At 69.5% G+C, this 24,141-nt stretch carries 31 protein-coding genes; 13 read left to right on the forward strand and 18 right to left on the reverse strand.

Going from position 1 to position 24,141, the window contains the following annotated elements:
- Nucleotides 1-468 precede the first annotated feature (468 nt).
- The gene (locus tag J7E86_RS20240; protein WP_215083129.1) at nucleotides 469-1,113 is read left to right on the forward strand and encodes a PepSY domain-containing protein; all 645 of its coding nucleotides are present in this window, start codon (nucleotides 469-471) and stop codon (nucleotides 1,111-1,113) included.
- A 20-nt stretch (nucleotides 1,114-1,133) separates the two neighbouring features.
- Here the strand turns inward: J7E86_RS20240 and J7E86_RS20245 are convergent, their stop codons facing one another.
- The 3 genes from J7E86_RS20245 to J7E86_RS20255 all read right to left on the reverse strand — a co-directional run bounded on the left by J7E86_RS20245 (nucleotide 1,134) and on the right by J7E86_RS20255 (nucleotide 3,398).
- Complete coding sequence (locus J7E86_RS20245) at nucleotides 1,134-2,285, reverse strand: PP2C family protein-serine/threonine phosphatase (protein WP_308312655.1); 1,152 nt, start codon at nucleotides 2,283-2,285, stop codon at nucleotides 1,134-1,136.
- Between the two features lie 78 nt (nucleotides 2,286-2,363).
- A complete protein-coding gene (locus tag J7E86_RS20250; protein WP_215083130.1) occupies nucleotides 2,364-2,783 on the reverse strand; it encodes a CBS domain-containing protein in 420 nt (139 codons plus the stop codon).
- Between the two features lie 159 nt (nucleotides 2,784-2,942).
- Entirely contained in the window at nucleotides 2,943-3,398 is a 456-nt protein-coding gene (locus tag J7E86_RS20255; protein WP_215083131.1) for a carboxymuconolactone decarboxylase family protein, read from the reverse strand.
- Between the two features lie 120 nt (nucleotides 3,399-3,518).
- On the opposite strand from J7E86_RS20255, the gene sigJ reads away from it, so the two are divergent.
- The 3 genes from sigJ to J7E86_RS20270 all read left to right on the forward strand — a co-directional run bounded on the left by sigJ (nucleotide 3,519) and on the right by J7E86_RS20270 (nucleotide 6,250).
- On the forward strand, nucleotides 3,519-4,412 hold the full coding sequence (gene sigJ / locus J7E86_RS20260) for an RNA polymerase sigma factor SigJ (RefSeq protein ID WP_215083132.1): 894 nt from the start codon (nucleotides 3,519-3,521) through the stop codon (nucleotides 4,410-4,412).
- A gap of 706 nt (nucleotides 4,413-5,118) precedes the next feature.
- Nucleotides 5,119-5,364 (forward strand): DUF1266 domain-containing protein, encoded by a 246-nt coding sequence (locus J7E86_RS31225; RefSeq protein ID WP_308312656.1) that lies wholly within the window; start codon nucleotides 5,119-5,121, stop codon nucleotides 5,362-5,364.
- Between the two features lie 217 nt (nucleotides 5,365-5,581).
- Nucleotides 5,582-6,250, forward strand: a complete 669-nt coding sequence (locus J7E86_RS20270; RefSeq protein WP_215083133.1) for a ScbR family autoregulator-binding transcription factor — start codon at nucleotides 5,582-5,584, stop codon at nucleotides 6,248-6,250.
- Between the two features lie 106 nt (nucleotides 6,251-6,356).
- On the opposite strand, the gene J7E86_RS20275 is transcribed toward J7E86_RS20270, so the two are convergent.
- Together J7E86_RS20275 and J7E86_RS20280 are read right to left on the reverse strand one after the other, a co-directional pair.
- Nucleotides 6,357-6,932, reverse strand: coding sequence for a MepB family protein (locus J7E86_RS20275; protein ID WP_215083134.1), 576 nt, complete (start codon nucleotides 6,930-6,932; stop codon nucleotides 6,357-6,359).
- 45 nt (nucleotides 6,933-6,977) lie between these two features.
- Complete coding sequence (locus J7E86_RS20280) at nucleotides 6,978-7,487, reverse strand: ricin-type beta-trefoil lectin domain protein (protein WP_215083135.1); 510 nt, start codon at nucleotides 7,485-7,487, stop codon at nucleotides 6,978-6,980.
- 439 nt (nucleotides 7,488-7,926) lie between these two features.
- Between J7E86_RS20280 and J7E86_RS20285 the strand changes: the two genes are divergently transcribed.
- Together J7E86_RS20285 and J7E86_RS20290 are read left to right on the forward strand one after the other, a co-directional pair.
- Nucleotides 7,927-8,823 (forward strand): RNA polymerase sigma-70 factor, encoded by an 897-nt coding sequence (locus J7E86_RS20285; protein WP_215083136.1) that lies wholly within the window; start codon nucleotides 7,927-7,929, stop codon nucleotides 8,821-8,823.
- On the forward strand, nucleotides 8,811-9,263 hold the full coding sequence (locus tag J7E86_RS20290; RefSeq protein ID WP_215083137.1) for an SRPBCC family protein: 453 nt from the start codon (nucleotides 8,811-8,813) through the stop codon (nucleotides 9,261-9,263). The genes J7E86_RS20285 and J7E86_RS20290 overlap by 13 nt, the downstream gene beginning before the upstream one ends.
- Nucleotides 9,264-9,333: 70 nt before the next feature.
- On the opposite strand, the gene J7E86_RS20295 is transcribed toward J7E86_RS20290, so the two are convergent.
- From J7E86_RS20295 to J7E86_RS20325, 8 genes are all read right to left on the reverse strand, one after another.
- Nucleotides 9,334-9,804, reverse strand: coding sequence for a DUF6294 family protein (locus tag J7E86_RS20295; protein ID WP_215083138.1), 471 nt, complete (start codon nucleotides 9,802-9,804; stop codon nucleotides 9,334-9,336).
- Nucleotides 9,801-10,175: a hypothetical protein gene (locus J7E86_RS20300; protein ID WP_215083139.1), complete on the reverse strand. Its 375-nt coding sequence runs from the start codon at nucleotides 10,173-10,175 to the stop codon at nucleotides 9,801-9,803. The genes J7E86_RS20295 and J7E86_RS20300 overlap by 4 nt, the downstream gene beginning before the upstream one ends.
- 21 nt (nucleotides 10,176-10,196) lie before the next feature.
- Complete coding sequence (locus J7E86_RS20305) at nucleotides 10,197-10,529, reverse strand: hypothetical protein (RefSeq protein WP_215083140.1); 333 nt, start codon at nucleotides 10,527-10,529, stop codon at nucleotides 10,197-10,199.
- A gap of 244 nt (nucleotides 10,530-10,773) precedes the next feature.
- Nucleotides 10,774-11,370 carry a lanthionine synthetase LanC family protein gene (locus J7E86_RS20310; RefSeq protein WP_308312657.1) on the reverse strand — a complete coding sequence of 199 codons (597 nt, stop codon included), beginning with the start codon at nucleotides 11,368-11,370 and terminating at the stop codon, nucleotides 10,774-10,776.
- Nucleotides 11,371-11,435: 65 nt separating this feature from the next.
- The gene (locus J7E86_RS20315) at nucleotides 11,436-11,741 is read right to left on the reverse strand and encodes a lanthionine synthetase LanC family protein (RefSeq protein WP_215083142.1); all 306 of its coding nucleotides are present in this window, start codon (nucleotides 11,739-11,741) and stop codon (nucleotides 11,436-11,438) included.
- Between the two features lie 116 nt (nucleotides 11,742-11,857).
- Entirely contained in the window at nucleotides 11,858-12,010 is a 153-nt protein-coding gene (locus J7E86_RS32100; protein WP_374223831.1) for a hypothetical protein, read from the reverse strand.
- Nucleotides 12,011-12,025: 15 nt separating this feature from the next.
- The gene (locus tag J7E86_RS20320; RefSeq protein WP_374223832.1) at nucleotides 12,026-13,486 is read right to left on the reverse strand and encodes an amidase family protein; all 1,461 of its coding nucleotides are present in this window, start codon (nucleotides 13,484-13,486) and stop codon (nucleotides 12,026-12,028) included.
- Between the two features lie 317 nt (nucleotides 13,487-13,803).
- Nucleotides 13,804-14,148: a putative quinol monooxygenase gene (locus J7E86_RS20325; protein WP_215083143.1), complete on the reverse strand. Its 345-nt coding sequence runs from the start codon at nucleotides 14,146-14,148 to the stop codon at nucleotides 13,804-13,806.
- Nucleotides 14,149-14,247: 99 nt separating this feature from the next.
- Here J7E86_RS20325 and J7E86_RS20330 point away from each other — a divergent pair, with 99 nt between their 5' ends.
- Nucleotides 14,248-14,565, forward strand: a complete 318-nt coding sequence (locus J7E86_RS20330) for a helix-turn-helix transcriptional regulator (RefSeq protein WP_215083144.1) — start codon at nucleotides 14,248-14,250, stop codon at nucleotides 14,563-14,565.
- A 259-nt stretch (nucleotides 14,566-14,824) separates the two neighbouring features.
- Nucleotides 14,825-15,421 (forward strand): RICIN domain-containing protein, encoded by a 597-nt coding sequence (locus J7E86_RS20335; protein ID WP_215083145.1) that lies wholly within the window; start codon nucleotides 14,825-14,827, stop codon nucleotides 15,419-15,421.
- 331 nt (nucleotides 15,422-15,752) lie between these two features.
- Here J7E86_RS20335 and J7E86_RS20340 read toward each other — a convergent pair whose 3' ends face one another.
- Nucleotides 15,753-16,295, reverse strand: a complete 543-nt coding sequence (locus J7E86_RS20340; protein ID WP_215083146.1) for a transcriptional regulator — start codon at nucleotides 16,293-16,295, stop codon at nucleotides 15,753-15,755.
- A 57-nt stretch (nucleotides 16,296-16,352) separates the two neighbouring features.
- On the opposite strand from J7E86_RS20340, the gene J7E86_RS20345 reads away from it, so the two are divergent.
- Nucleotides 16,353-17,258: a S41 family peptidase gene (locus J7E86_RS20345; protein ID WP_215083147.1), complete on the forward strand. Its 906-nt coding sequence runs from the start codon at nucleotides 16,353-16,355 to the stop codon at nucleotides 17,256-17,258.
- Between the two features lie 6 nt (nucleotides 17,259-17,264).
- Here the strand turns inward: J7E86_RS20345 and J7E86_RS20350 are convergent, their stop codons facing one another.
- The 3 genes from J7E86_RS20350 to J7E86_RS20360 all read right to left on the reverse strand — a co-directional run bounded on the left by J7E86_RS20350 (nucleotide 17,265) and on the right by J7E86_RS20360 (nucleotide 19,010).
- Entirely contained in the window at nucleotides 17,265-17,519 is a 255-nt protein-coding gene (locus J7E86_RS20350; RefSeq protein WP_215083148.1) for a hypothetical protein, read from the reverse strand.
- Between the two features lie 98 nt (nucleotides 17,520-17,617).
- A complete protein-coding gene (locus J7E86_RS20355) occupies nucleotides 17,618-18,385 on the reverse strand; it encodes a hypothetical protein (RefSeq protein WP_215083149.1) in 768 nt (255 codons plus the stop codon).
- A gap of 100 nt (nucleotides 18,386-18,485) precedes the next feature.
- Nucleotides 18,486-19,010, reverse strand: coding sequence for a hypothetical protein (locus J7E86_RS20360; protein ID WP_215083150.1), 525 nt, complete (start codon nucleotides 19,008-19,010; stop codon nucleotides 18,486-18,488).
- Between the two features lie 428 nt (nucleotides 19,011-19,438).
- On the opposite strand from J7E86_RS20360, the gene J7E86_RS20365 reads away from it, so the two are divergent.
- Nucleotides 19,439-20,557 carry a DUF5937 family protein gene (locus tag J7E86_RS20365; protein ID WP_215083151.1) on the forward strand — a complete coding sequence of 373 codons (1,119 nt, stop codon included), beginning with the start codon at nucleotides 19,439-19,441 and terminating at the stop codon, nucleotides 20,555-20,557.
- Nucleotides 20,558-20,596: 39 nt separating this feature from the next.
- On the opposite strand, the gene J7E86_RS20370 is transcribed toward J7E86_RS20365, so the two are convergent.
- Complete coding sequence (locus J7E86_RS20370; RefSeq protein WP_215083156.1) at nucleotides 20,597-21,472, reverse strand: NmrA family NAD(P)-binding protein; 876 nt, start codon at nucleotides 21,470-21,472, stop codon at nucleotides 20,597-20,599.
- Nucleotides 21,473-21,854: 382 nt separating this feature from the next.
- Between J7E86_RS20370 and J7E86_RS20375 the strand changes: the two genes are divergently transcribed.
- From J7E86_RS20375 to J7E86_RS20385, 3 genes are all read left to right on the forward strand, one after another.
- Nucleotides 21,855-22,772, forward strand: a complete 918-nt coding sequence (locus J7E86_RS20375; RefSeq protein WP_215083152.1) for a DUF6192 family protein — start codon at nucleotides 21,855-21,857, stop codon at nucleotides 22,770-22,772.
- Nucleotides 22,773-22,774: 2 nt separating this feature from the next.
- Nucleotides 22,775-23,197 carry a hypothetical protein gene (locus J7E86_RS20380; protein ID WP_215083153.1) on the forward strand — a complete coding sequence of 141 codons (423 nt, stop codon included), beginning with the start codon at nucleotides 22,775-22,777 and terminating at the stop codon, nucleotides 23,195-23,197.
- Between the two features lie 160 nt (nucleotides 23,198-23,357).
- On the forward strand, nucleotides 23,358-24,141 hold a 784-nt coding region (locus tag J7E86_RS20385; protein WP_215083154.1), incomplete at its 3' end, for an IS5 family transposase.

Here is a 24,141-nt window from a genome sequence, read left to right on the forward strand (position 1 = left end):
TCACCGCTTCCTGCAACTACGCAGCCGACAAGTACGGCTCGATGGACAACGTCGACTCCGCCTACTGACGTAACCGACGCAGCCCCCGCACAGCCGGCAGCACATACGCCGAAGGGCGGCGACACCACCCGGTGCCGCCGCCCTTCGGCGTATGCGCGCTCAACGGCGGCGAGGGTACGGTGCGCCGGATTGACGGGGCGGTTACGCTCCGTAAGGGTGCCGACGGCCGTCGTCTTTGCCGCCTGCGGCGGCGGGCGCCCTGCGGGCGCGTCCTCAAACGCCGGACGGGCTTGATAGCGGCTGAGCTCAGCCGCTATCAAGCCCGTCCGGCGCCCGCATTCAAGAAGACGACCCGCACGGCGGTGAACAAGCTCTACTGACGCCATCCGGCCCCCGTTCCGTGTGACTCACGCGCGTGGGGGTACGTGGCACCTCCGATGATCCCGTAGGAGGTGTCACAGTTTGCGCATGGTACGAAACACCACAATGTGCGCCCTCTTCCTCGTGGGAGTGACGACGCTGGGTCTCAGCGCCTGCTCCGACTCGGACTCCGGCAAGAAGAGCGACGGCGCCACCGGCTCACCCGCCCCCGCAACCTCGGCCGCTTCGCCCACTTCCGCGAGCCCGTCCACCAGCCCCTCCGGCAGTTCCTCGCCGGGGGCCTCGGCCGCCCCGGCATCCGTCAAGAACGCCCTCAAGGCCCTCGACACCGCCGACCAGGACGTACCAGGCGGAAAGTCGTTCGACCTGGAGAAGGAGACCGACGCGAGCGGCAACCGCGTCTGGGACATCAAGGTCGCGTCGAACGGTACGGACCAGTACAACCTCTCCGTCTCCGAGGACGGCGCCAAAGTGGTGAACAAGCGTCAGGACATGACGCCGGACGACGACGTCGCCAAGCTCAAGGACGTCAAGGTCTCCGCCCAGGAGGCGCTCAGGACGGTCGCGGACCGCCGGCAGGGCGAGGACCTGAAGTCGCTGGAGATCGACCGCGACGACGCGGGAACGACCGTATGGCAGGTCAACACCGTCAAACCCGGCGCCCGGAACGCGACCGAGACGATTCTCGACGCCCAGACGGGCAAGCCACTCGGCGACAAAACGAACGACTGAGCCGAGGGGAGGAGAGGATCTCAGGCGGCCTCGCGGCGGATCACGACGGCCGCCACGTCGTCCCCCAGGTGGCCGTGGACATGGGCCGTCAATGCCTCGCGCAGCCGCCGCACGCATTCCTCGGGGGTGCTGTCGCTCCATGACGCCGCCCGTTCCGCGAGCGGAAAGAAGGCACCGTCGGCGTCACGTGCCTCGATGACGCCGTCGGTGTAGAGCAGCAGCAGGTCACCCGCCTCGAACCCGAACGTCTCCACCGCGTACCGGGTGTCGTCCCCGCCTCCTCCTTCGTCCCCGGCAGGGTCGTCGAGCCGGCCCAGCCCGATGGGCAGGTGGCTCGCCCTCGGCTGGAGCGGCACGACGCGGTGCCGCCGGATGAGGAGAGCCGGCGGATGACCGCACGAGATCAGGTGGACGACGGGCTCGTGGTCCGGTATGTCCAGGATCATGGCGGTGGCGAAGATCTCGTCCTCGCCGGCATCCGCCTCGGTCCGCCATTGGACGGTGTCCCAGCGCACCGCGCCGTCCAGGTGGACCGCCAGGCGCGGCAAGGTGGCCTGCCGGTGGGCGGCCGCGCGGAACGCCCCCATGAGTAGCGCGGCATGACTGACCGCGGGTAGGCCCTTGCCGCGGACGTCACCGATGAGCAGCCGGGTGCTGCCGGTCGTCGTGCGGGCGGCCGCGTAGAGATCGCCCCCCATCTCGGCCTCGGCCTCGGCGGGCAGATAGAGGCAGGCCAGGCGGAGGGGGCCGCTGCCGCGGGGCAGCGGTTGCAGCAGCACGTGCTGCGCGGCCTCGGCCACCGACCTGACCCGGTAGAGCTCGCGCTCCCGGCGGTCCCGTACCAGGCAGAAGACGACCAGCAGGGTCGAGACGACGATCAGTGCGCCGAACTGGGTCTGGATGTTGGCGGTGTCCAGAACCCCCCGGACACCGCCTATCAACAGCAGTGCCACGAGGGTGAGCCCACCGACCAGCGCCGTCAGACGCGCGCCGGCGACGGCCACGGTGATCGCGGGTGCCGCCACCAGCAGCGGGCCGAGGTGGATATCGCGCGGGGCCAGCATGTCGACGACGCAGACGATGACGATCAGCCCGAACGGGATCACCACCCGCCCGGGCGCGTGGCCCGGCTGCCAGGTCTGGCTGATGTGCGTCAGCGGCCGAAGGGACACGTCACCAGTCTCCCACCTGACCGCCTCAGGGCCCTGTCGGACGCGACCCCGTCCGGCACCCGCCGGGCCCCGCCACCGTCACCGGTTGGACTTGGCCGCGCTGATGTCTCCCAGGGCGGAGCCGGGGTCACGTTCGATGGCCGCGTCACCGAGTGACACGATCCCCACCGGCCGGCCGTCCTCGACGACGGGCAGACGGCGTACGGAACGTTCCCGCATCAGCTTGATCGCCCGGTCCAGGTCGTCGTCGGGGGAGACGCTGACCGGGTCCTCGCTGCACGCCCGGTGAACGCTCGTCCCGTCGACGTCCCCGCCGTCGGCGAGGACCCGCACGACCAGGTCCCGGTCGGTGACCAGACCGCGCAGCCGGTCACCCTCGGTGACCAGTACCGCGCCGATGTCCTCCTCGCGCATCCGCCGGGCCACCTCGACCACGGACGTCTGCGGCCCCACGGTGACCGGGGTGCTGGTCATGATCTCGCGAACCTTCTGGGTCATCGCTCGCTCCTCCTCGTCGGATTCGGTGAGGTACGCGCGTGCGGGTACCCGCGGCCGCCGCCTCATGCACCTCCCGGACCGTCACCTTCCAGGCGCACGGGCGTTCGGACGGTGTGGTCACCGAAAGTCATCGGGGGACACCGCGCCGCTCGCGCCGGATCACCAGCCCACGCCCGCGATCTGCCGGGTGGTGGCGTTGAGGCGGTTGAAGAGGTTCGTCGTCCCGATCATGAGAACCAGGCCCGCGAGCTGCCGCTCGTCGTAGTGGGCGGCGGCCGCGTCCCAGATCTCGTCCGGCACCGGATCCGACCGGTCGGCCAGTCGGGTGGCGGCCTCCGCGAGCGCCAGCGCGGCGCGCTCGGCGTCGGTGAAGTACGGCGCCTCCCGCCAGGCCGACACCGCGAACAGCCGCTCGTCGCCCTCGCCCGCCTTCTTCGCGCTGCGCACACCACCGTCGACGCAGGCGGAACAGCCGTTGATCTGGCTCACGCGCAGATGGACGAGCTCCAGCGTCGCGTCCGGCACGCCGCCCTTCTTCGCGGCCTTCAGTACATCGAGTATCGCGGGCATGGCCTCGGGAATGACGACCGCGGGGTTCTGCATCCGTGCCTGCATCGTGCTCTCCTCATGTCCTGGGGTTCGTGTCTCTTGTGTCACACGGACCGGCTCCCCTGTCACATCGACGCGGTTCCGCCCGTCAACGACCTGACGGAACGCGACGAGGGAATGTGACCGATGGACGAGAACGAATTTCTGGCCGCACGCTTCGAGACGCACCGCACGCACCTGCGGGCGGTGGCCTACCGGATGCTCGGCTCGCTGACCGAGGCGGACGACGCGGTACAGGAAGCCTGGCTGCGGCTCCACCGCTCCGACACCGAGCGGGTGGAGAACCTCGGCGGATGGCTCACGACCGTCGTCGGCCGCGTCTGCCTGGACATGCTGCGCACGCGCTCGTCGCGGCGCGAGGACCCCCTCGACGTACGCGTCCCCGATCCGCTGGTCGGCGCCCCGGACGGCATCGACCCCGAGCACCAGGCCCTGCTGGCCGACTCCGTCGGCCTCGCGCTGCTCGTCGTCCTCGAAACCCTGACCCCGGCCGAGCGGCTCGCGTTCGTCCTGCACGACACGTTCGGCGTGCCCTTCGACGAGATCGCGCCCATGGTCGGGCGCACTCCGGCGGCGGCTCGCCAGCTCGCCAGCCGCGCACGCCGCCGGGTCCGGGGAGCGGCCCCCGCCCCCGACGCCGACCTCACCCGCCAGCGGGAGGTCGTCGACGCCTTCCTCTCCGCCGCTCGCCGCGGCGACTTCGACGGCCTCCTCGCGGTCCTCGACCCGGACGCCGTCCTGCGCGCCGACTACGGTGCGGCGGCCGCCCTTCCCTCCCGCGAGGTCCACGGCGCTGCGGCCGTGGCCGGCCAGGCCCTCACGTTCTCGCGCGTCGGCGGCCCCGCCGGCCTCGCCCGTCCGGCGCTCGTCAACGGAGCGGTCGGCATGGTCGTCTACCGCGACGGACAGCCCTTCTCGCTCATGGCCTTCACGGTGACGGGCGGCAGGATCGCCGAAATCGACATCCTGGCCGACCCCGAACGGCTGAGCCGCCTGGACCTGACGGTTCTCGACGGCTGACGGACGACGAGACCCCTTCGGAGGAACAGCAGGCCAGGAAGCCGCCCCATGCCGAGCCTGTGGAGAAGCCGCCGCTACCGTACTCAGGCGATCTTGAGGCCGGGAACAGGCCGGGCCGGAACGGAAGGAATCCCATGCGGGCGGCAGCCGAGGACGAGATGCACGACGAGTTCTCACGCGACGTCTGGCTGGACCTGCACCACGAGCTGTTCTCCTCGGACGCCCTGATGGACCGTGTGGTGACCCGGCGCACCGGCGCCCCCGCGCCCGGCCCGCTGCTGCACGGCCTGGCCTGCGGGGCACACCTGTGCTTCGCCAACGGCGACGCGTGGAACACCCTCGACTGGCACGGCATGGGCTGCCGGGGCGAGATCGAGCGGATCGCCGACTCCTGGGGAGTGCACGGCCGCGAGGACTGGCTCGGGACGCAGGAGCGGCTCCTCGGCCAAGAGGTGAGCCCCTGGTACTTGGGACTTCGTCCTGGGCGCGCGAACGGCGCTGCTCGGCGCGCGGGGCGGCCCGGTCGACCCCGGGCAGTGGCGCGCAGCGTGGAGGCCACGCTGCGCGCCACTGCCCAGGAGAGCGGCACGCCCGCCCACGACGCCGAGTTCGACGACTTCGTGCGGCATCTGCGCGATCTGGTGGGAAAGGTGCTGCGGTACGAGGCCCGCTTCCGCGCCGACGGGCTCTGCCGCCCGACGGCTTCGTGCGCACGATCGCCGCCTGGGACATCGGCCGCGGCTCCAAGATGGCCCGCTGGGGCCGGGGCGCCCGGTACGCCACGGAGGCCGAGATGCACACGTCGGTCGAACGCGTGGCGAGCGCCGCCCAGGCCGCGTACGACTCGTGGGAGGAGTTCTCCGCGGGCTATGTGCTGGGACGGTGCCTGCACTTCGACGAGGAGGAGTTCGGCCCTGGTACACGACGGTCCTCGACGGGCACCGGGCGCTGACCACCGACCCGGAAAGCCCTTGGCGGACGGTGCCGTTCAGGAGCGGCGTCTGATGTGGGCGCTGCCCGTCCGCGCGGTGGGCGCGAGTCGCCACGGCCGGGTCCGAATTGCTTGATGATAAGATACGTACTATCCGGTTTGGTTTTCAATGGGTTGGTGGGGGCTTGTTGGTACCGGCGGTTCGTGGTGGTTGTGGTGTGTGCGGAGGTGGTGCGTTGTGGCGAAGCAGGCGCGGGCTATTCAGACCCGGCGGATGATTCTGGAAGCCGCGGGTTCGGTTTTCGACGAGCGTGGATACGAATCGGCGACGATCGCGGAGATCTTGTCGCGGGCGGGCGTGACGAAGGGGGCGCTGTACTTCCACTTCGGGTCGAAGGAGGAGCTCGCCCGGGGTGTGCTGGGTGAGGCGCTGACGACCGAGGGGGTGGTGTCCCGGGAGTCGAAGCTGCAGGAGTGGGTCGACGTGGGGATGGTCCTGGCGTACCGGGTGCCGCGCGAGCCGCTGTTGAGCGCGTCGATTCGCCTGTCGGCGGACCGTCGGGCGCGGGAGCTGTTCGGTACGTCGTGGGCGGGGTGGATCGACTTCATCGCGGGGTTGCTGGAGGGCGCGCGCGAGCAGGGGGAGTTGTTGCCGCACGTGGAGGTGCGGGCGACGGCGACGTTGTTCGTGAGTGCGTGGACGGGGGTGGAGATCGTGTCGACGGCGCTGGAGGACGGGGAGTCGCTGGAGTCGAAGATCGCCATGCTCTACGACTACTTCTTGCCGGCGATCGCGGTGCCGGGTGCCCTGCGGCAGTTGGACACGGCTCCTGACCGAGGCGGCCGGGTCTGGCAGGACCGCGAGGCGGTCGACGCGGCGGACCCGGCCGGGGTGCCGGGGGCCTGAGACGACGTCGGGGGTGCGGCCATCACGTCGGCTTCCCGCGGGCGGCCGCCGTGCGGACACGGGCAGGTACCGGCCGCCGCCGTTCAGCCGCTGAACGATTCCGTCGTCAGGGCCGGCCTCCGGGGTGGTAGAGCGCGTGGGCGCGTGCGGTATCGACAGGCTCGTTTTCAGGCAGGCGCAGAAAATAACGTGATTGCCACGACTGCGTGCTGCCGGCTTGGCGGTTGGTGGTCGTCACCCACGGCGGATAGACGCGGAAGGCCCGTTTCCCGCCGACACCGTCGCTCGACATGATGCCCCGTTCACGCAGGACGTCTCGCGGAAACACGAATTGGCCGAATTGCCGGCCCTCGCGCGTGCTGATGACGAACAGATCGACGGGATCCCCGGCATCGAAGGGCTGAATCGGCCCGCCCTCGGATCTCTTCCACACCGTGACGAACTGACCGACCTTCGTCGGGGTCGTCTTGGCCACACGGAACCTGACCGAGAGGCCGTCCAGGGTCAACTCGCAGGCCCCGTACTCGGCGCTCTCCGCCTCAGGCACCGGTTGCGAGCATACGAACCCACTCGGGTCGTACAGCAATTCCTTGGCCGCCAGGAGATCCCGGGGGATTCCGGCCTCGCGCGGCCACGCCCCGGGGTCTCGTGCGGTGAGTTCCGAGGGGACTTCGTGTTCCATGTGCATTCCCGCATCCTGCCACCGCTGACCTGGTCCTGCGGACCCCTACTGCTGGTGCCACCTGTAGTACTGGTGGGAGGGGTCGCAGGCCGTCGCTTGCAGGAGGGTGCCGTTTCGCACGCTGGGCGTCGACAGACAGAGCCCGCTCGAGACGTTCTGCCAGACCTGATACCAACCTGAGGGCGGCCCGTTGGGGTTGTCCGCGAAGAAGACGCGCCACTGCTGGGTGGGCGCGGCCGCGTTGCAGAACTCCATCGTCACCGTCCCCGCCCCCGAGGCCGGCGCGGTGATGCACCGTCCCGTGCGCTGGTTGGTGAAGGTGAACAGGCGGGTCTGGGCGTTGAACCCTTCGAGCCACTTCTCGTCGGAACCACTGTCGCACGACCACATCTGGAGCTTCGCGGCGTTCTCGGTGGCATTGTCGAGACAGTGGCTCGAATTCCAGACGTTGATCGGGCTGAAGCCTGCGGCCTGCGCAGGGGCGCCGGCCACGGTGATGGCCAGCATCGACAACACCGCGGTGATGAGCGCGAACAGGCTGCGTCGTGTGGCCATGGGTCTTCTCCGGGTTTCTCGCGGGAGATTGTTGGAGATTGTTGGAGAGCCCGAACGACACGCGGTACATGCAGAGGAACGGGGCCGAGCGCCGCGAGTCCTGAGGCTGCCCGCTGGAGACGTCGGCGAAATTCTCCGGCCAGGTGGCCCGAGTGTCACAGCAAGGCTTGCTTCCAGCAACACACGTGAGGCCAATGGCCAATTTTCGTGGACGTGGGTTGATCGCCGAGGGATCGTCGTCCGTGGAGCCGGCAGTCGTGGTGCGCGGGGAATCCGGAGGGCGTCGAAGCGTTCCGCGGACCTGACGAACCGCGTTGTGAAGTGAATCACAGCGATCGGCTGTCACGGTTTGCCCGTGTGCGGTGTCTCGATGGCAGCCGAAGAGAGGAGCCGCGTGTGAACTTCAGGTACCCACGCATGCTCGTGGTGGGGGTGGGACATGGCTGAGGACGCCTTCACCGAGCACCGTCCGCTGCTGTTCACCATTGCCTACGAGATGCTGGGCAGCACCACCGACGCCGAGGACGTGCTCCAGGAGAGCTATCTGCGGTGGAGCGCGGTCGATCCGGCCGCGGTCGAGCATCCGCGCGCCTACCTGGTCCGCGTGGTGACCCGGCAGGCCCTCAACCACCTGCGCGCGGTCAAGGCGCGGCGCGAGGAATACGTCGGCCCGTGGCTGCCCGAGCCGATCCGCACCGCACCCGAGGTGAGCGAGGACGCGATCCTGGCCGAGTCGGTGTCGATGGCCATGATGCTCGTCCTTGAGACGCTGAACCCGACCGAGCGCGCGGTGTTCGTGCTGCACGACGTGTTCGGCTACACCCACGGCGAGATCGCCGCATCGATCGGGAAGACCGAGGTGACCGTCCGGCAGATCGCCCACCGCGCACGCCGGCACGTCCACGCGCGGCGTCGCCGCTTCGAGCCCGACTCCGACGCCACCCGGGAGATCATCCAGCGGTTCCTCCTCGCGGCGGCGACCGGTGAAGTCCAGGCGTTGATGGACCTGCTGGCGCCCGATGTCGTGGAGATCTCCGACGGCGGCGGGAAAGCACGCGCCGCCCGCCGCCCGATCACCGGCCGCGACGACGTCGCCCGGTTCGTCCTCGGCGTGCTCCGCACCACCACCGCGGCGACCCGCATCGAGTACGACACCTGCAACGGCATGCCCGCGGCACGGTTCGTCACCGACGGCGAACTCGACTGGCTGGTCGCGTTCGAGATCCACGACGGACGGATCACCGGCCTCTACGGCATTCGTAACCCGGACAAGCTGCACCGCGCCGACATGGTGCACCCACTCGACAGAGGAGGACACCAGCCGTGGAAACCATGACGGTCGAACGCATCATCCACGCCCCGATCGACGACGTCTTCGCGTGGCTCACCACGACCACCAACTACACGAGCTCGCCCCTGGTGCTGCGCTGCCGCCTGACCCGGCGCGGTGAGACCGCGCCCTACGGCGTCGGCGCGGTGCGCAGTCACCTCTGGCTGATCGGGTGGTTCCGGGAGCGCATCACCCAGTACGACCCGCCGTACGCCACCGAGTACGTCGTCGAGCGGAGCCTGCCGCCGTCCCGGCACGAACTCGGCCGCATGACCTTCACCGAGGTCGGCGGCGGCACCCAGGTCCGCTGGACCACCCGCGCCGAGATCCCCGTCCCGTTGCTCGGCGCCTTCCTCACCCGGCGCCTCGCGAGGCCGATCATCACCCGCACCTTCCGCAACATCCTCGACGCTGCCGACACCGCACTGGCCCAGCAGTTCGCGTGATCGTGCCGCCCCCTGCCCGGTGTCGGGGTGGCTTCGCGCTCGCGGCGCGAAGCCACCCCTCAAGGCTCGTTCAGCACGAGGCCCATTGCGTCACCCGGGCGATGGCGTTGTAGACGCTGGGCTCGTAGGTGCCCTCCCGCGTCCAGTCGTGCTTCTTGCTCGCCCACATGGTCGGGCTGTCATACGTGGACGTCGTGAACAGGATGTTCCCCGACGAATCCTTCAGCTGGAACCGGGCGTGCCAGACGTCGCCGCTCATCGTGAAGTCCGTCCACGTGCGGGCGCTGAACGTGAGTTTGCCGTCTGCGTAGAGACGGAGATAGCCACCGGTCTGGTGGCAGTCGCCGACCTTCAGGTCCCCCCAGCTGAACCACTTGTACTCGCCGGCTGTCACACCCTGCCCGGTGTCGGTGGCGACGCCCGAGTGGGGTGCGTCCCCGCCCCCGGTGTCGGCCCTGGCCGGCACCTGGAGGACCAGGAGGGTGGCCAGGGCGGTGATCAGCGTCACCGCGGCCCTTGCCCACCTGCGCGGAACGCTCATGGACGCGCTCCTTCCTGCGGCCCCGCCGCGGTGGTCGAGCCGAGGCGTACGGCGAGCGCCTGGACGCCCGTCGGCGCGTCCCACGTGGCCCCGCCCCCCACGAGGGCCCAGCCGCCCGCGCAGGAGGAGTCCCCGTACAGGAACGCCGTGTCGGTGGTGTCGTTCGAGAACCTGACCGCGCCGCCCGTGAGCGGCAGACAGGTGTCGCTCGGCGGATTGTCGACCCGTAGGCCTTGTCCCGCGGGAGTGATGAACGTGTACGAGCCGGACGCCGCCAGCGCGCTGCCGGGATCCACCGCGAGCAGCACCAGCGCCGAGGCGACTGCCGGGGCAGCCTTGCGGAACCGGCGCAGAATCCTCGTCGATCTCATGAACTCTCCCCCTCACAGGTGTCAGCAGCTACCGCACGCCGACCAGACGAAGTAGGGCTGGGAGCACACCAGCCCGTCGCACTCCTGGCACATGTACTGGCAGTACAGGGTGTGGCCCGACGGGTCGCACTGCGTGGCGCCGGTCGACTGGCACACCGGCACCATCTGTCGGCTTTTCCGGCCCGGTGCGGCCGCTTGGCGGGCGAGCTCGGCACGGGCCTGCTCGACCGTGTAGCACTGGCGCGGCGCCTGGGGCGGGGGCCCGACGGCACCCGCGTCGGTAGCCGCGGCAGCGGGTGCGGTGAGGGCCAGGCCGACGACGAAGAGAGCCGATAGGGCTCTGCGAAGGCTCATCATGCCGCCATGACTGCCCACCGACAAATGGGCTATTCCTACGGCAAATAAGTCATATGACCGGTCCGGCGGCTTTGTCCCGTGCATGCGGTCGCGTCGGTGCTCCACCGGACACGGCCTGGGCTCCCTCTTCCGAACCGTGGTCGTGTGGTGCTGCGGTCCTCCCGCAGGGAGGCCGGGAGGGACGGCGCGGCCCGCCCTGGCAGCTGTGCGTGGGCGGGCTCGTCGCACGGGATGCTGTGCGCTATGCCAGGAGCAGGGCTCGGTCCCACGCGAGTTCGGTGTCCGTTGCCGCCGCGAGCAGGGTGAGCGTGACCCCGGCGGCTCCGTCGAGGAACCCGGCGTCGACCGGGCGGAAACGTGTGCTCGCCAGATCGGCGGCGACCGCGGCGAGTTCCGGGTCGCCGGTGTCGTGGGCGAAACGCGCGGTGATATGGAGCAGGCCCGCCACGCCGTGGCACAGACCCGGTTCCGCGTCGACGCGGCGCACCTCGGGAGGCCGTCGGCAGGCGGCTTGGAGCGCCCGCACCGCGAGCTCGCGAGGAGCCGCGTCGTCGAGTGCCGTTCCCGCCAGCCACAGGGCGCGGGCCGTCCCCGGGCTTCCCCGGCACCACGAAGCGCGTGGGAGGCGGCCGGGGGCGGTGCCGGGCCAGGTGGCACCCCAAGGGTCGGTGGTGCACCGGGCGGTCAGTGTCCCGGCCAGTCGGCGCAGGGCCTCGCGCTGTCCGGGCACGACGACGCCTTCGCGGAGGGCGAGCGACAACAGGGCGAGCGGTCCGGAGAGCCCATGTGCCACGCCGGAGTCGGGCGAATGCCCGTTCCGTGAGAGCGCGGTGAGCACCTCGCGCAGTGCCGCCCGCGCTACGGGCTCGTGGCACTCACCCAGCAGTTACGCGCCTGCTCCGGTCAGCCCGGAGACGAGGTCGACGGCACGTTCGGGAGGATCGTCGCCGAGCTCCCGGGACCGCCGGAGCGCTTCGCCGATGACGCGGTCGCGGACGGCCGGCAGGTCGTGCGAGGCACCTGCGCGGCGAAGGCCAGTCCGGCGGCGCCGCCGAAGAGGCCGGGCGAGGCGCCGATCCGCCGGTACCCCTCGGCCGCGGCGGCGAGACACCCCTCGGCCAGTGTGTTCCATCCCCGGCCGGGCAGGCACCGGTCCAGCTGGTGGTAGGCGAGCGCCAGGCCCGCGCCGCCGCCGGCGATACGCGGCACGCGGTGCGCCCGCGCGGCGGACCGAAGCCCGACTGTGGCGGCACGCCGTGGAAGGCAGTGGGTGGCGCACAGGCCGGCGCCGCGAATGGCCCGTCATGAAGGATGTCCGCCGGGACTCACCGGGAGGTGCCGGCCCGACGCGCCGTCGGCAGATAGCGTGGTGCTCGCCAGGCGTCCAGACGGTGTTCCACCGCGGCCCCCAGAGACAGCAGTTCGGCGTCCTGATGCCCGCCGGTCATCAGGAGCAGACCGACCGGAAGATCGTTCACGAACCCGGCGGGCACCTACAGCGAGGGGTACCCGGCTACGGCCGCGGGGGTGGAGGACGGGATCACGTCGTTGTCACCCCGCTCGCAGTCGGTCGGCCAGGCGGGCGGGTTCGTCGGGGAGGCGATGACGTCCAGGTGGTGGGTGGCCATGGTCTCGTCGATGGAGCGCCGGGACAGGTCCTTGAGCTCGGTCCTCATGACCTGGTACCGCGTGTCGGTCGTATGGGGCGCGGAGAGTGCTTGCTCGAACAGCTCCTGACCGGCGAAGCAGGTCCGCTCCGCCGGGTGGGTGCGGTTGAACTCGATCAGTTCGGCGAGGTTCTGCGGCCCGTCGCGCGTGGCGAGATAGGCGTCGATGTCCCGGTGGAACTCGCTCAGCAGCGCCGGGAACTCGAGTTGGGCGAGTCGCTCCTGGTACGGAGGTGTCACCTGGACGACTTCGGCTCCGGCGTCGCGCAGTCGCTCCGCCGTACGGGTCATCAGGGCGTCCACGTCCGGCCCGAGCGAGGGAAGCCGCCACAGACCGACGCGCTTGCCGCGCAGTCCGCCGCCGAGGTGCGTCAGCCCGCCCGGGAGACCGGCGGAGCCGAGGCCGGCGGAGTGCGTGGCTTCGCCTTCGCCGCCGCTGAGCACCGCGAGGGTGAGTGCGGTATCGATCACGTTGCGCGCCATGGGCCCCGCCGTGTCCTGCTCGGCGGAGATCGGCACCACGCCGGCTCGGCTGACCAGCCCGAGGCTGGGCTTGAGGCCGACGACCCCGTTCATCCCGGCGGGGCACACGATCGATCCGTCCGTCTCGGTGCCGATCGCCACCTGTGCCAATGACGCGGCGAGTGCGGCGGCAGATCCGGAGGACGAGCCGCACGGATTCCGGTCCAGTACGTAGGGGTTGTTCGTCTGCCCGCCCACCGCCGACCATCCTGATGTCGGCCTCGTCGCACGGAAGTTCGCCCACTCGGAGAGATTGGTCTTGCCGAGGATCACCGCTCCGGCGTCCCGCAGCCGGGTCACCAGGGCGGCGTCGGTGTCCGGCGGACTTCCGGCCAGCGCCGACGACCCGGCTGTCGTCGGCATGTCGCGGGTGTTCACGTTGTCCTTGAGCAGGACGGGTATGCCGTCGAGCGGTCCCCGGGTGCCGCCGCGTCGATGTCTGGCGTCGCTGGCCCCCGCTTGGCGAAGGGCCGTCGGGTCGGTGCGCAGTACGGCTTTGATCTTGGGGTTGATGGCCTCGATCCGCCGCAGGTAGGCGCTGGTCAGTGCCGACGAGGTCAGCGAACCGTCAGCCATGCGGGCCTGCAGTTCCGGGATCGTCACGGTGTCGAGCTCAACTCCCGGCTCCCGGGGTCCACCGCCCGGTAACGGCGGACCACCGGCGTCGGCCGGCGCGGCCTGGGCGGCTCGCGGGGCCGGTGCCCCTGCCAAGAGGGTCCCCGCGATCAGGGCGGCGACCAGGGTGGCGACGCTTCTCTGCCTCATGGGGGTAGCGGACAACACGGCGGCGCTCCGGCGCAAGGGGCCAGGGGGCCGCGTGCGTACACGGCGACGACCGTGTATGCCGAGCGCGTGTTGCGCGCCGCCGTGAAGGGAGGTGTCCTGACGGCAGACGGGGGCCCTGCCTGGCTCACCGGCCCTCATCGCCCGGAGCGGTTGATCGCCGATCGCCCCGGCCCTTCGACTCCGTACGTTCCCGGTACGCGCGAAGGTCCACCGGCCGGCGCATCCCGGTAGCAGGCGAGTGCTGCCGCACACCCCCTGGGAAACCGTCGGTTGAGACGTTCAGGATCGGCGCGGCGTCACTGAGGCGCCGGAGGCCGCGCTCCGGTCCGGTCGGCCGGCTGGTAGGGGCTGTGCATGGCGAGAAAGCGGACGTCGAGGTCGGTCTCCAGGTAGTCCATGCGCCGCTCCCGGAAGGCTTGCATGTGGGGGAGGGCGAGGTGGGCGTCGAGATCGGCCTGGGAGCGCCAGGCCTCGTAGAAGACGAAGACGCCGGGGTCATTGCGATCTTCGTGGAAGTGGTATTCCAGGCAGCCGGACTCCTGCCGGGTCGGCTCGACGAACGAGAGCAGGAGCTGCTTCAACTCGTCGGCGCGTTCGGGTTTGGGGCGAGCGGTGCCGACGAGTGCGAATGGCTGAGACATGCAGGGTTCTCCCTGATAGGTACAATCAATCTCGTACCTGCAGGACGCTACCGAACTCGTAGGTACGATGCAATCCATACCTGAAGGGAGGTGTTCCGAATGCCCGACGACGAAGGCCATCCGGACGTCGAGGAGATCGAGCTCGGCCCGGTACTCTCCGCGCTGGCGGATCCGCTGCGCCGCCGAGTGGTGCGTGAGCTGGCAGCCGGACCCGACGGCGCGGCGCGGACGTGCAGTTCCTTCGGGCTGCCGGTCTCCAAGGCGACCGTCACGCACCACTTCCGTGCGCTGCGCGAGTCTGGGTTGATCCGGCAGGTCGACCGGGGCAACAGCCGGATGGCCAGCCTGCGCCGGGCCGACATCGAGCAGCGGTTTCCTGGGCTGCTGGGCATCGTGGCGGCCGAGTCGGAGGAGTGAACTCAGGAACTTTCGTGTCTGCGGGTTCCGCGACCCACGGGAACTGATCGCGCACCGGCCCAGCCGGCACGGCCATGACGTCCCATCGCTAATGATCACAAGATTGCGGCATCAGACATACTTTGCCGCTTTCTGGACGCTGTTGTGCCTGGGTGTGTACGTACTTCTGGGAATGCGTCGTCATTCGAGAGCTCCAGGTTCCAGGTTCCAAGAGTCACGCACGGATGCATCCGTCCTCGACGCTCAGTCAGGAGAACGCGTGAAACTGTGGACAAAGACGGTCGTCGCATCGGCCGCGGTGGGTCTCGCCATCGCCGGTACACCGCTGGTCACCGCCGCGAACGGTGCGCCCGCCAATGGCCGCGACGGCGCGAAGAAGGAAATGAACGCCGTCCGGGTGGAACGGGACGCGGTCCAGGACGCGGCGGCCATCGCGACGTTCAGACATCTCACCAACGCCGGCACGGGCCAGTGTCTGGCCGTCCCCGGCGGCAGCAAGCAGCAGGGGATCGGCCTCATTCAGTGGGGCTGCGGGGGATGGGCCGACCACGACTGGGACCTCCAGCCGCATGTGATCGACGGCACGAGGTACTACAAGGTGGTCAACCACAACAGCGGCCAGTGCCTCGCCGTTCCGGGTGGCAGCAGGGAGAACGGCACCCAGGTCATCCAGTGGCCCTGTGGCGACTGGCGCGACCACTTCTGGCGTTTGGACAGCGTCGCCGCCAACAAGTACCGGGTCGTCAACCGGAACAGCGACCAGTGCCTCGCCGTCGAAGGCGGGAGCAGGACCGCCGGTGCCCGCGTGATCCAGTGGCCGTGCGGGAACTATCCCGACCACTTCTGGCAACGCTGATCAGCACTGCATGACCGGAGGGCCCGGCCTTCACGGACCGGCCTTCACGCTCACGCGACCTCACCCCGCGTCGGCGTCCCGCCTGCACCGAAACCCCCCGGCCCTGCCCGGGACACCCTCCCATTTTTCGACAGGGTGTTTCGGAGCCGCTGCGGCAACGAGCTTGAGAGCCGTATTGCTCCGTCCGTGAAGAGGCTGGAGCACGACGCAGGTCCATGATCGGCAATGAGAATGAGAACCACCTCGATCGGGTGACTGCTGGCCGGGGCGGCGTGAGCGGGAGTGTCCGTGACCGTGGTGGGATCGGGTGTCGACAACTTGGTTGGTGCCGCTAGGCGGAAACGGTGGCGCTGGTCGGCAGAGCCTGCTGATAGAGCGCTACCAACACGCCGTGGACGGGCTGGTCCTCTGTATTTTCCTCGGCCTCGTCGACCAGTTTGGCGAGGGCCTCGCCGAGTTCTCTTGCCTTCGCGGGGCTGAGCCGCAGGTGGCGCAGTGTCAGGTGGGTCTCGGCAGGTGAGCGGTCCAGCTCTTGGGCGACCGCTGCGAGCATCGCGGCGGTGCCTGCCGCTTGGGGTTCGGCGACGACCATGTGGCGGGCCATGCGCTGGTAGTACTGCTCGGTGCCGCCGCGGACCTGGCGGGTCTCGGCGATGTGGACCAGCCCGGCTTCGCGGAGCACTTTGAGGTGGTGGGCCACGTTGCCCTTCTTCGCGTCGAGCTGCGCCGCAAGCTGGCTGATCGTGGCAGGCCGGTGACCCAGGGCGAAGAGCAACCGCTGACGCAATGGGTGAGAGAGCGCCGCGAACTGCTCAGGGGCACCGATCTCCAGGACGTCCTCCGGAGGCGGCGGGTAGGAAGGCTGATCGCGCATACCGAAAGTGTCTAATTTGTTTGACGCTTTCGCAAGGGCGGTGCTCTACTCCCTGCCATGACGACTCTGACGAAGCTTCGGCCAGCCCCTGTCATCGACGAGACAGCCCGGCTGCTGACCGAGCACTACGTTTTCCCTGGAATAGCCGAGCACCTCGCCGGCCTGCTGCAACGACGGCTCACCGAGGGCGCCTATGACGTCGAAGGCGCCGAGGAGCTCGCCCGGCTGGTCACCGCGGACCTGCAGTCGGTCAACGGCGACCGACACCTGAGCCTGAAGTACCACACCGACCCGGTGCCTCCCAAGCAGGGGGCGGCCGCCCTGCACGCCATACGCCGGGACTTCGACACCTCGCTGGGCGGTGCGCCCCGGGTGGAATTGCTCGACGGAGGGGTCGCCGTACTGGAGCTGGCACCGATGCTGTTTCCGCTGGAGTGGGCCGCCGAACCGCTCAGCGCCGCGCTCACCCTGGCCTCCCGCGCCCAGGCGCTGATCGTGGACCTTCGCGCCAACCGGGGCGGCGACCCGGACACCGTCGCCTTCGTCTGCAGCTACCTACTGGACAAGCGCACCCACCTCAACACCATGTACTGGCGCGACGGCGAGCGCAGCGAGCAGTCCTGGAGCCTTCCGCACGTTCCCGGCGCCTGCTTCGGCGGCAGCAAGCCGTTGTATGTGCTGTCCAGCGGCCATACCTTCTCTGCTGCCGAGGAGCTGGCGTACGACCTGCAGCAGCTCGGCCGCGCCGTAGTCGTCGGGGAGCGCACCCGCGGCGGCGCGCACCCCCGGGAGGGCTGGACGGTGCACCCACATTTGGAAGCCACTATCCCGACGGGCCGTGCCATCAACCCCGTCTCCGGCACGAACTGGGAGGGCACCGGTGTGCAGCCGGATATCCCTTGCGCTGCTGCCGACTCCCTCGACCACGCGCACGCACTGGCCCTCACCCACCTGGCAGGCTGACCCAGTTCAGCTCACCGAACAGATAGACCGAGGCCAGGTGGTGGGGACGGTGTGGGGCTCGCCGCTGATGTTGAGGGTGAGGACGTACTGGACCAGGCCGGGCTCGTCGATGACCATGGCGCCGAGGAAGCTGACGGGGCAGGCGGTGGGATTGATCCGCAGGTGCTGACAGCACGGCCGGTCGAAGGCATCGCCGATGAGCTCGTCGGGCAGGACGTCGAGGTTCGGAACGGTCCACTGGACGGGCCGGCCGGGCGGCATGTCACATCTCGTCAGACAAGGCAGCTCTCAATCTAGTTGCCCCACTGGCTCTACTTCACCCTGTTGAAAACACCCTCCCGGAGGTGGCTTGGTAGCTGTCATTCCTGGCTGTGCGGCGGCGTGATCTCCACGAGACGTGGACTGGAAAAGTGCCAGCGCAGCCACAGAACCGATTCGACGTCCCAGTAAGGAGCCGCGGCCAGGCCGTCCGTGACGGGGAACCGGAGCCCCTGGGTCGCGACGATCGCGCGCAGGGTCATGTGTACCCCGGCGTAGTCCTCGGCCACTTTCCGCCAGTCGGGGAAGACGGAGCCGTCGTGCACGAGGGGGTAGCGCCCGACGAACGCGGCCCAAGCGCTCGCGCTGCTGATTTCGACGACTTCGGCCGTGGGGTCCGTGACCTGCAATGCCCAGGTGTGCCAGGGCAAGGGGTGAAGGGTCGAGCCCTGGTCGAGATACATCCGCCACATGCTCGGGCCGCCGCGCTGCGCAGTGGAGGTGTAGAGCCCCAGATGGAACGGCTTCGTGCTGGGCGGAATCGGTTCAGCATGGGGCGCGACGAACCTTTCCCGTGCCAGGGCGGGCTGTCGGGACGGCATCAGCTCGTGTGGGCTGGTGCCGATCCAGTGCTGACGCGCCCGCTCCAGGGGGCCCAGGACGAGGCTCCGCTCGTCCCGGGCGAGGTGGCGCAGCAGCCGGCAGCTCTCGGCGGCCTCGTCTGCTTCGGAGGGGTCGATGACTGCCGGGCCTCCGGCCAGGGCTGCGGCCATTTCAGGCTCGGTCCACCACGCCATGACCGCGGTGAAATGGCGCAGCCCGGCGTCGACGTCAGAGACCGCGGCCGCTGCGGTGTCGAGGTCCGTCACTCTCCGGCGAAGGGTCCGGGCGGGGGTGGGGCGCACGTCCTCACTCTTTCCCCGGCGGCGCCTCGGTGCAACGTGGTGCTGCCTGTCCGGTGGCAATGGATCAGCAGGTGATGGACACTTCCTGGCCGAGACCGTTGGCGGAACTGGTCGGTGGCTGGTAGCCGGGAGGGAAGACGACCTTGAAGTACATCCAGCCGCGATAGTTACCGGGGCTGCAGCGCACGGCCGCGTTGTTCTGCGCGGTACGGGTGTTCGTCTGGGTCCTGAGCGTCGACTGGTTGACGAGCTGCCCGTTCTTGTACAGGGCCGCCCGGGTGGTGATCTGCGGAACCGGGGCCGTGCACGAGACCGTCACGACGACGTTCACCGTACCGGGCACGTGGGTGGAGTTGTGCGGGCGTTGCACCTGGCCCTCACATCGGATCACGGCGGACGCGTCCGCGTCCGAGCCGGACTTCCCGGCTTCCACGCTGCCCCCGGGGTCGGGAGCGCGCCCCGCGGGCACGGTGGCCGGGGCGGAAGGGTCGGCAGCCATCACTCCGCTCGCCCCGGCGGGGGATGTTCCGCCGGCGAACGCCAGGACCGCCATCGATGCGGCCGCGGCCGCCATCCTCCATGTGCGCATGCCTTCTCCTTCGTGACGGAAGCCGTCGCGTGATGCGGAGCGTGCCGCATCATGTCGCCCGGCCTGGTGTGAGCACACCGAGGAGAAAGCCTATGAAAGGTAATCGATTCAGCATCTAAGGTGAAATAGGTTCGAGGGCAGATCCGGCCAGACCTCGACACACTGCTCGGGCACCCTCGATCCGGCTGGGCGCCGCCGGTACGGCGGTGGCCGCGTGCACCAGGTCGCGGAGTCCAGGATGAAGCGGGCGTCCGTACCCCGTAGGTGCGGCAGTGCCGGAGGAGGGCCCAGGCCGGCGTCCTCGTACGCTGTCGCTTCCTGTCGCTTCCTGTCGCTTCCTGTCGCTTCCTGTCGCTTCCTGTCGCTTCCTGTCGCGCCGAGCCCTGCCGGCTTTCGTCGGGTGATGGGCGAGCAGGCATGATGATCTTGTGAGCGTAACGATCGACATCACAGGACTGCCTCCCGAACGCATCGTCTTCGAGACGTCACCACTGGGCGAACTGTGCCTCGCGCTGCACGCACTATCCGATCCCGGACACCATCCGGGGATGGACAGCTGGGCCACGGCCACGGCAGCCGCGCTGAGGCCCGACCTCGCCGACCGGCTGCGGGAGGCCGACTTTCTGTGGCGCAATACGTTCTCCGACGTCTTCATGCCCTTCGCCGGCCTGCGCGACGGAAACGGCCGGACCGGGGCGACACTCGCCGATGAACTCGACCGGCTGGACCGGCTGACCGACGATCAGTTCGTGACGGCCGCCCTTGAGCTCTGCTGCCTCGTCTCGTACGACGAGGGCGGCTCGTCCCCTCTCGGCGACCACGCGACGCGCGCCAGAGCCCTGGAACTGTCCGCGGCCCGCGGTCTCCGGCAACTGCACTTCACCGAACGCCTGCTGAAGGGCCCGGCCTCTGTACGTGCCTGGCTGCGCCGCCTGCTGGAGGACTGCGACGAAGCGTTCTTCGCCGACACCTGGCGGCGGGTCGAACCCGGGCTCGCGGCGGACATCCGGCACAAGACGGAACTGCTGCGCCGCAAGGGGCTGAATGATGCCCTGGCCGCCGTATCGCCCGCCCTGACCCTGGAGAACGGCGGCACCCGCATCCGGCTCGACAAACTGGCGGAGGGCAGAACCACGGCCGTCGACCCGGCCATCGGTGCTGGCCTGACCTTCATCCCGTCCCATTTCGGCTGGCCGCACCTGATGGTGCTGCACCGCCCGCAGTGGCGCCCGGTCGTCCACTACCCCGTAGGCTCGCCCGAACTGCCGCCCGCCACCTCGGTCGACCTCCTCAAGCTGCGCCTGGAAGCCCTGGCCCATCCGGTACGGATGCAGGTGTGCCGCAGTACGGCCCGCACCCCGCACACCACGGGGGAACTGGCCGGCACCCTGGGCATCAGCGCCCCGGAGATCTCCCGCCACCTGGCGATCCTGAAGAAAGCCGGTCTGCTGACGTCACGCCGTCGCGGCCGCTACGTCCTCCACGAGCTGGACGTACGAGCGGTGGCCCGCCTGAGCAGTGAATTCCTGGAGGGCATCCTCCGCTGATCGGTCGGGCGAGGGGCGGGTGTCGGGCCCTGGTGCCTCTCAAGCCGTGAGCAGGGGACGGAGATGGGTGTAGGCCCAGGCGTTCAGGGGCGTGGGAGTCGTGGTGGTGACATCACGGGGCTGCTCCGGCACGAGATCGCGTGTTCCGGCGATCATGCCGACGATGCCCTCCACCGCCTTGGGTGGCAGGCCGGCCGAGCCAAGTGTGGCGCGCACGTCGTCGTCGGTGACGGACCGGAGGCGAACCGGGCGCCCCAATGCCTCGGTGAGAATCTCCGCGACCTGGTTGAACGTCAGGTCTTCGGGGCCGTGGACGGCCTGGACCACCCGGCCCTTCCACCCGTCCTCGAGCAGGCGAGCCGCCACCACCTCGCCGATGTCGCGGGGATCGACCCATGACATGGGCTGATCGGGGTCGGCCGCGGTCGTCAGCGTCCCTTGGCGCAGTTCGTCCAGGCTGAGCAGGAGATTGGTGAAGAAGTAGCCGCACCGCAGATGAAGGACATCGGCACCGGTGGCATCGAACAGTTCCTCGATCCGGGCCAGGCCGTCGATGTGGCCCACGCCGTGCCGCTTCTCCGCCCCCACGCTGCTCAGGAACACGATCCGCGCCACCTCTCCGGCACGGGCGACATCGGCCAGGGCGGCAGCGGTGCGTCGCGACGTTCCGATGGGCTCCTCGGCCGTGTGAGGCGTGGGGTCGACCCAGAAGACGGTGCGTGCCCCGGCGGTCGCCTCGTGCACGAACCCGGCGTCGGTGAGATCGCCGCGCCGCACCTCGACAAGGCTACGGGTCTGCGCGTCCAAGCGTGCCGGATCTCGCACGAGCACCCGGGGACGGACGCCTGCTTGGATCAACAGCCGCACCACCCGCGATCCCACGTGCCCTGTAGGTGTAGTGACAACGATAGTCATCGTGAAGCTCCCTTCGCCCGTCCTGGTGCCCGCCACAAGCCTGAAGACTCATCTGACCAGAACTCGGCAACGGGTCAACGTTCTCGAACAAGCCCTACTGGGCCGTCGCTTCGAAAGCGGGTATGTCGGGTGACGTTGCTGGTCACTAGCTGTGCTTAATCCTCTGATCTGTGACGCTCGGTGGTGGTTGTCAGAGTCGTTCAGGGATGCGACGGGACTGGACTCATGTTCGGGCGGGACTGGGAGGGTTCGTATGCGAAGCGATGCTCTTCCGGTCGTTCGTGGTGACCTTGGGGTGGTCGGCGCACTCTGCGTGTAGGCGCGGGCCGGAGTTCCTTCGGCCGATGGAGCGTCGGCCCTCCGGCACGCCTGGGAGGGCTCCGTGTCCGAGGTGATCGGCAGTGTGCCGTGCGAGCGGTTCGAGGCTCTGGTGGACTGGTCGGTGGAGCTGGTCCGGGTGATGTCAGGGTGCCAGTTCGCGCTGGGTGACATCGCGCCGGAGATCGCTCCGCTGCGCTCCCACGGCGGGAACATGAAGCCGGAGGAGGACGAGCTCGGGGTGAAGGGCACCTTACGTGAGTTCGCCGAGGCGATCGGGCTCTCCTTCCATACCGTGCGCACGTATCGGTGGGTGGCCGCGCGGTGGCCGAAGGATCAGCGGCAGGAGGGGGTGTCCTTCGAAGTGCACCGGATCCTGGCGTCGGTGCCGGACGCGTACGAGCTCATCAAGTCTCCGCCGGTCAACGAGCGGACGGGCCGCAGTGAGTGGAGCGGGGATGCGGCGAAGCGGGCCGCGGGCTGGTCGACCGCGACGCCGGTGACGGTAGAGGAGAAGGTCGAAGCCATCCGGGACCTCGCGGCCGATGAGACGGTGGCGGCCTGTGATCTGCTGCGCCGGCCGGAGGTGGCGTTCAAGGCGATGCGGGACCGGCAGGCCCGGGAGCTGGTGAACCATGCCCAGTTCGACGAGGCCGAGCTCGTCGAAGACGAGGGCGAGGAGGACTGGTGGGAGCCCGAGGGCGAGGACGACGGGGAAGATTGCGATCCGGCCCGGATCGTGCGGGGCTTCCACAGCGCGATGGAATTTACCGACCTGATCCGGGTCTGCCAGGGATTTGTTGCCGGGGCGAGCCGGCTGGTGCCGAAGCTGCGCGGCCGGGAGTTCACCGAGTCGCAGCTTGGTCTCGTGATGCGGCAGCTGGAGAAGATCAGGGCGACGGCCGACTGGATCGAAACGGCGGTCTCCACGGGCAAGGTGGACCTGGATGACGCCCTGGCCGAGCTGCTGCGGGGCCAGTAGCCATGAAGCGGCGGGCGGGACAGCCCGCTCATGAGCACGGGAACGCGGTCCGCAAGGCCCTGCTGGAGGCCAGCCCCGCCGGGCTGACGCCGAAGCAGCTAGTGAAAGCCACCCGGCGGACCCCGGCACAGGTCTGGACGGGCATCCGGTTCCTGCGGAAGGTCGCGGTCAAGGCCGACCTCCCGCCCGTGACCTACAGCCGCACCGAAGGATTCCAACTGTCCGACCGGCCCGAGGCCTGGATCGCCTACGAACGGGCGGTCTTCCGGGCCGAGCTGCACCGCATCACGAACTTCATCGCCGGGATCGTCGCCCCGCACGCCAAACGCGCCCCCGAGGACGAGTGGGCCCGCCTGGTCCTCGACCAGCTCGGCGGCGTCAAGGCCACCCTGGAAGTCCTCACCCGCATGGAACGCTCATCATGATCTGCACTACCACCCAGGCCCCGGAGGCTCCAGCTGTCCGGCCGCGGCACTATCCGAGCGACACCACGGACGCCGAATGGGCAGTCCTGGAGCCGCTGCTGCCCCCGCCGGCCTGCACCCTCCCCTTAGGGGAAGGCCGGAGGCGCACCCCCGGCGCAATGTGGTCGATGCCATTCGCTACGTCAACGACAACGGCTGCAAGTGGCGGTCCGTCCCCGTCGACTTCGGTGTCCCCTGGCGCACCGTGTTCGGGTTCTTCCAGCGCTGGCGTGAGCGCGGTGTCCTCGCCCGTATCCACAGCGAGCTCCACCAGAGGGTCCGTCTTCACGACGGGCTCAACCCGCGCACCGTCGCGGTGATCCTGGACTCCCAGTCCGTCAAGGGCGCCGAGACGGTGGGGGCTGCCACCCGCGGCTACGACGCCGGGAAGAAAATCAATGGCCGCAAGCGGCACCTGGCCGTCGACATGCGCGGCATGCCCCTGACGTTCATGGCCGCCCCCGCCACCAACCGTGACGACCACCCCGCCCGCGACCTCCTCTTCCGCCTCCGCCTCGCCCACCCCGAGGTCACCGTCGCCTGGGCCGACTCCGCCTACGGCGGCGAACTCGTCCGCTGGTCGAAGTCCTTCCTCGGCATCACGCTCCACACCGTCCCCCGGCGCAAGGACCAGGACGGCTTCGCCGTCCTCGCGAAACGGTGGCGAGTCGAACGCGCGATCTCATGGGTCATGCGAGCCGGCAGAAACGTGCGCGACTACGAGCGGCTCATCTCCCACAGCGAAGCCCACCTCACCTGGACCATGATCGCCCTCATGGTCCGCCGCCTCACCCGCCCACCCCGGCCTCCACACACAGAACCCCATCCCGTCGAACGGCCCGATGCCGTCCGCAAGCCCAGGCCAATCCGCATCCGGGCCCAGTGTCAACGGCCTCTCGATCGTC

The organism is Streptomyces sp. ISL-11 (genome assembly GCF_018614525.1).
Lineage (GTDB): Bacteria > Actinomycetota > Actinomycetes > Streptomycetales > Streptomycetaceae > Streptomyces.

Coding starts and splice junctions, on each gene's coding strand:
- sigJ (WP_215083132.1), top strand. CDS start 3,519: ATGGACGAGAACGAATTTCTGGCCGCACGCTTCGAGACGCACCGCACG.
- J7E86_RS20255 (WP_215083131.1), bottom strand. CDS start 3,398: ATGCAGGCACGGATGCAGAACCCCGCGGTCGTCATTCCCGAGGCCATG.
- J7E86_RS20275 (WP_215083134.1), bottom strand. CDS start 6,932: ATGGAACACGAAGTCCCCTCGGAACTCACCGCACGAGACCCCGGGGCG.
- J7E86_RS20370 (WP_215083156.1), bottom strand. CDS start 21,472: ATGACTATCGTTGTCACTACACCTACAGGGCACGTGGGATCGCGGGTG.
- J7E86_RS20250 (WP_215083130.1), bottom strand. CDS start 2,783: ATGACCCAGAAGGTTCGCGAGATCATGACCAGCACCCCGGTCACCGTG.
- J7E86_RS20330 (WP_215083144.1), top strand. CDS start 14,248: ATGCCCGACGACGAAGGCCATCCGGACGTCGAGGAGATCGAGCTCGGC.
- J7E86_RS20340 (WP_215083146.1), bottom strand. CDS start 16,295: ATGCGCGATCAGCCTTCCTACCCGCCGCCTCCGGAGGACGTCCTGGAG.
- J7E86_RS20240 (WP_215083129.1), top strand. CDS start 469: ATGGTACGAAACACCACAATGTGCGCCCTCTTCCTCGTGGGAGTGACG.
- J7E86_RS20295 (WP_215083138.1), bottom strand. CDS start 9,804: ATGAGCGTTCCGCGCAGGTGGGCAAGGGCCGCGGTGACGCTGATCACC.
- J7E86_RS20380 (WP_215083153.1), top strand. CDS start 22,775: ATGAAGCGGCGGGCGGGACAGCCCGCTCATGAGCACGGGAACGCGGTC.
- J7E86_RS20360 (WP_215083150.1), bottom strand. CDS start 19,010: ATGCGCACATGGAGGATGGCGGCCGCGGCCGCATCGATGGCGGTCCTG.
- J7E86_RS20320 (WP_374223832.1), bottom strand. CDS start 13,486: ATGAGGCAGAGAAGCGTCGCCACCCTGGTCGCCGCCCTGATCGCGGGG.
- J7E86_RS20345 (WP_215083147.1), top strand. CDS start 16,353: ATGACGACTCTGACGAAGCTTCGGCCAGCCCCTGTCATCGACGAGACA.
- J7E86_RS20325 (WP_215083143.1), bottom strand. CDS start 14,148: ATGTCTCAGCCATTCGCACTCGTCGGCACCGCTCGCCCCAAACCCGAA.
- J7E86_RS20285 (WP_215083136.1), top strand. CDS start 7,927: ATGGCTGAGGACGCCTTCACCGAGCACCGTCCGCTGCTGTTCACCATT.
- J7E86_RS20280 (WP_215083135.1), bottom strand. CDS start 7,487: ATGGCCACACGACGCAGCCTGTTCGCGCTCATCACCGCGGTGTTGTCG.
- J7E86_RS20305 (WP_215083140.1), bottom strand. CDS start 10,529: ATGAGCCTTCGCAGAGCCCTATCGGCTCTCTTCGTCGTCGGCCTGGCC.
- J7E86_RS20350 (WP_215083148.1), bottom strand. CDS start 17,519: ATGCCGCCCGGCCGGCCCGTCCAGTGGACCGTTCCGAACCTCGACGTC.
- J7E86_RS20300 (WP_215083139.1), bottom strand. CDS start 10,175: ATGAGATCGACGAGGATTCTGCGCCGGTTCCGCAAGGCTGCCCCGGCA.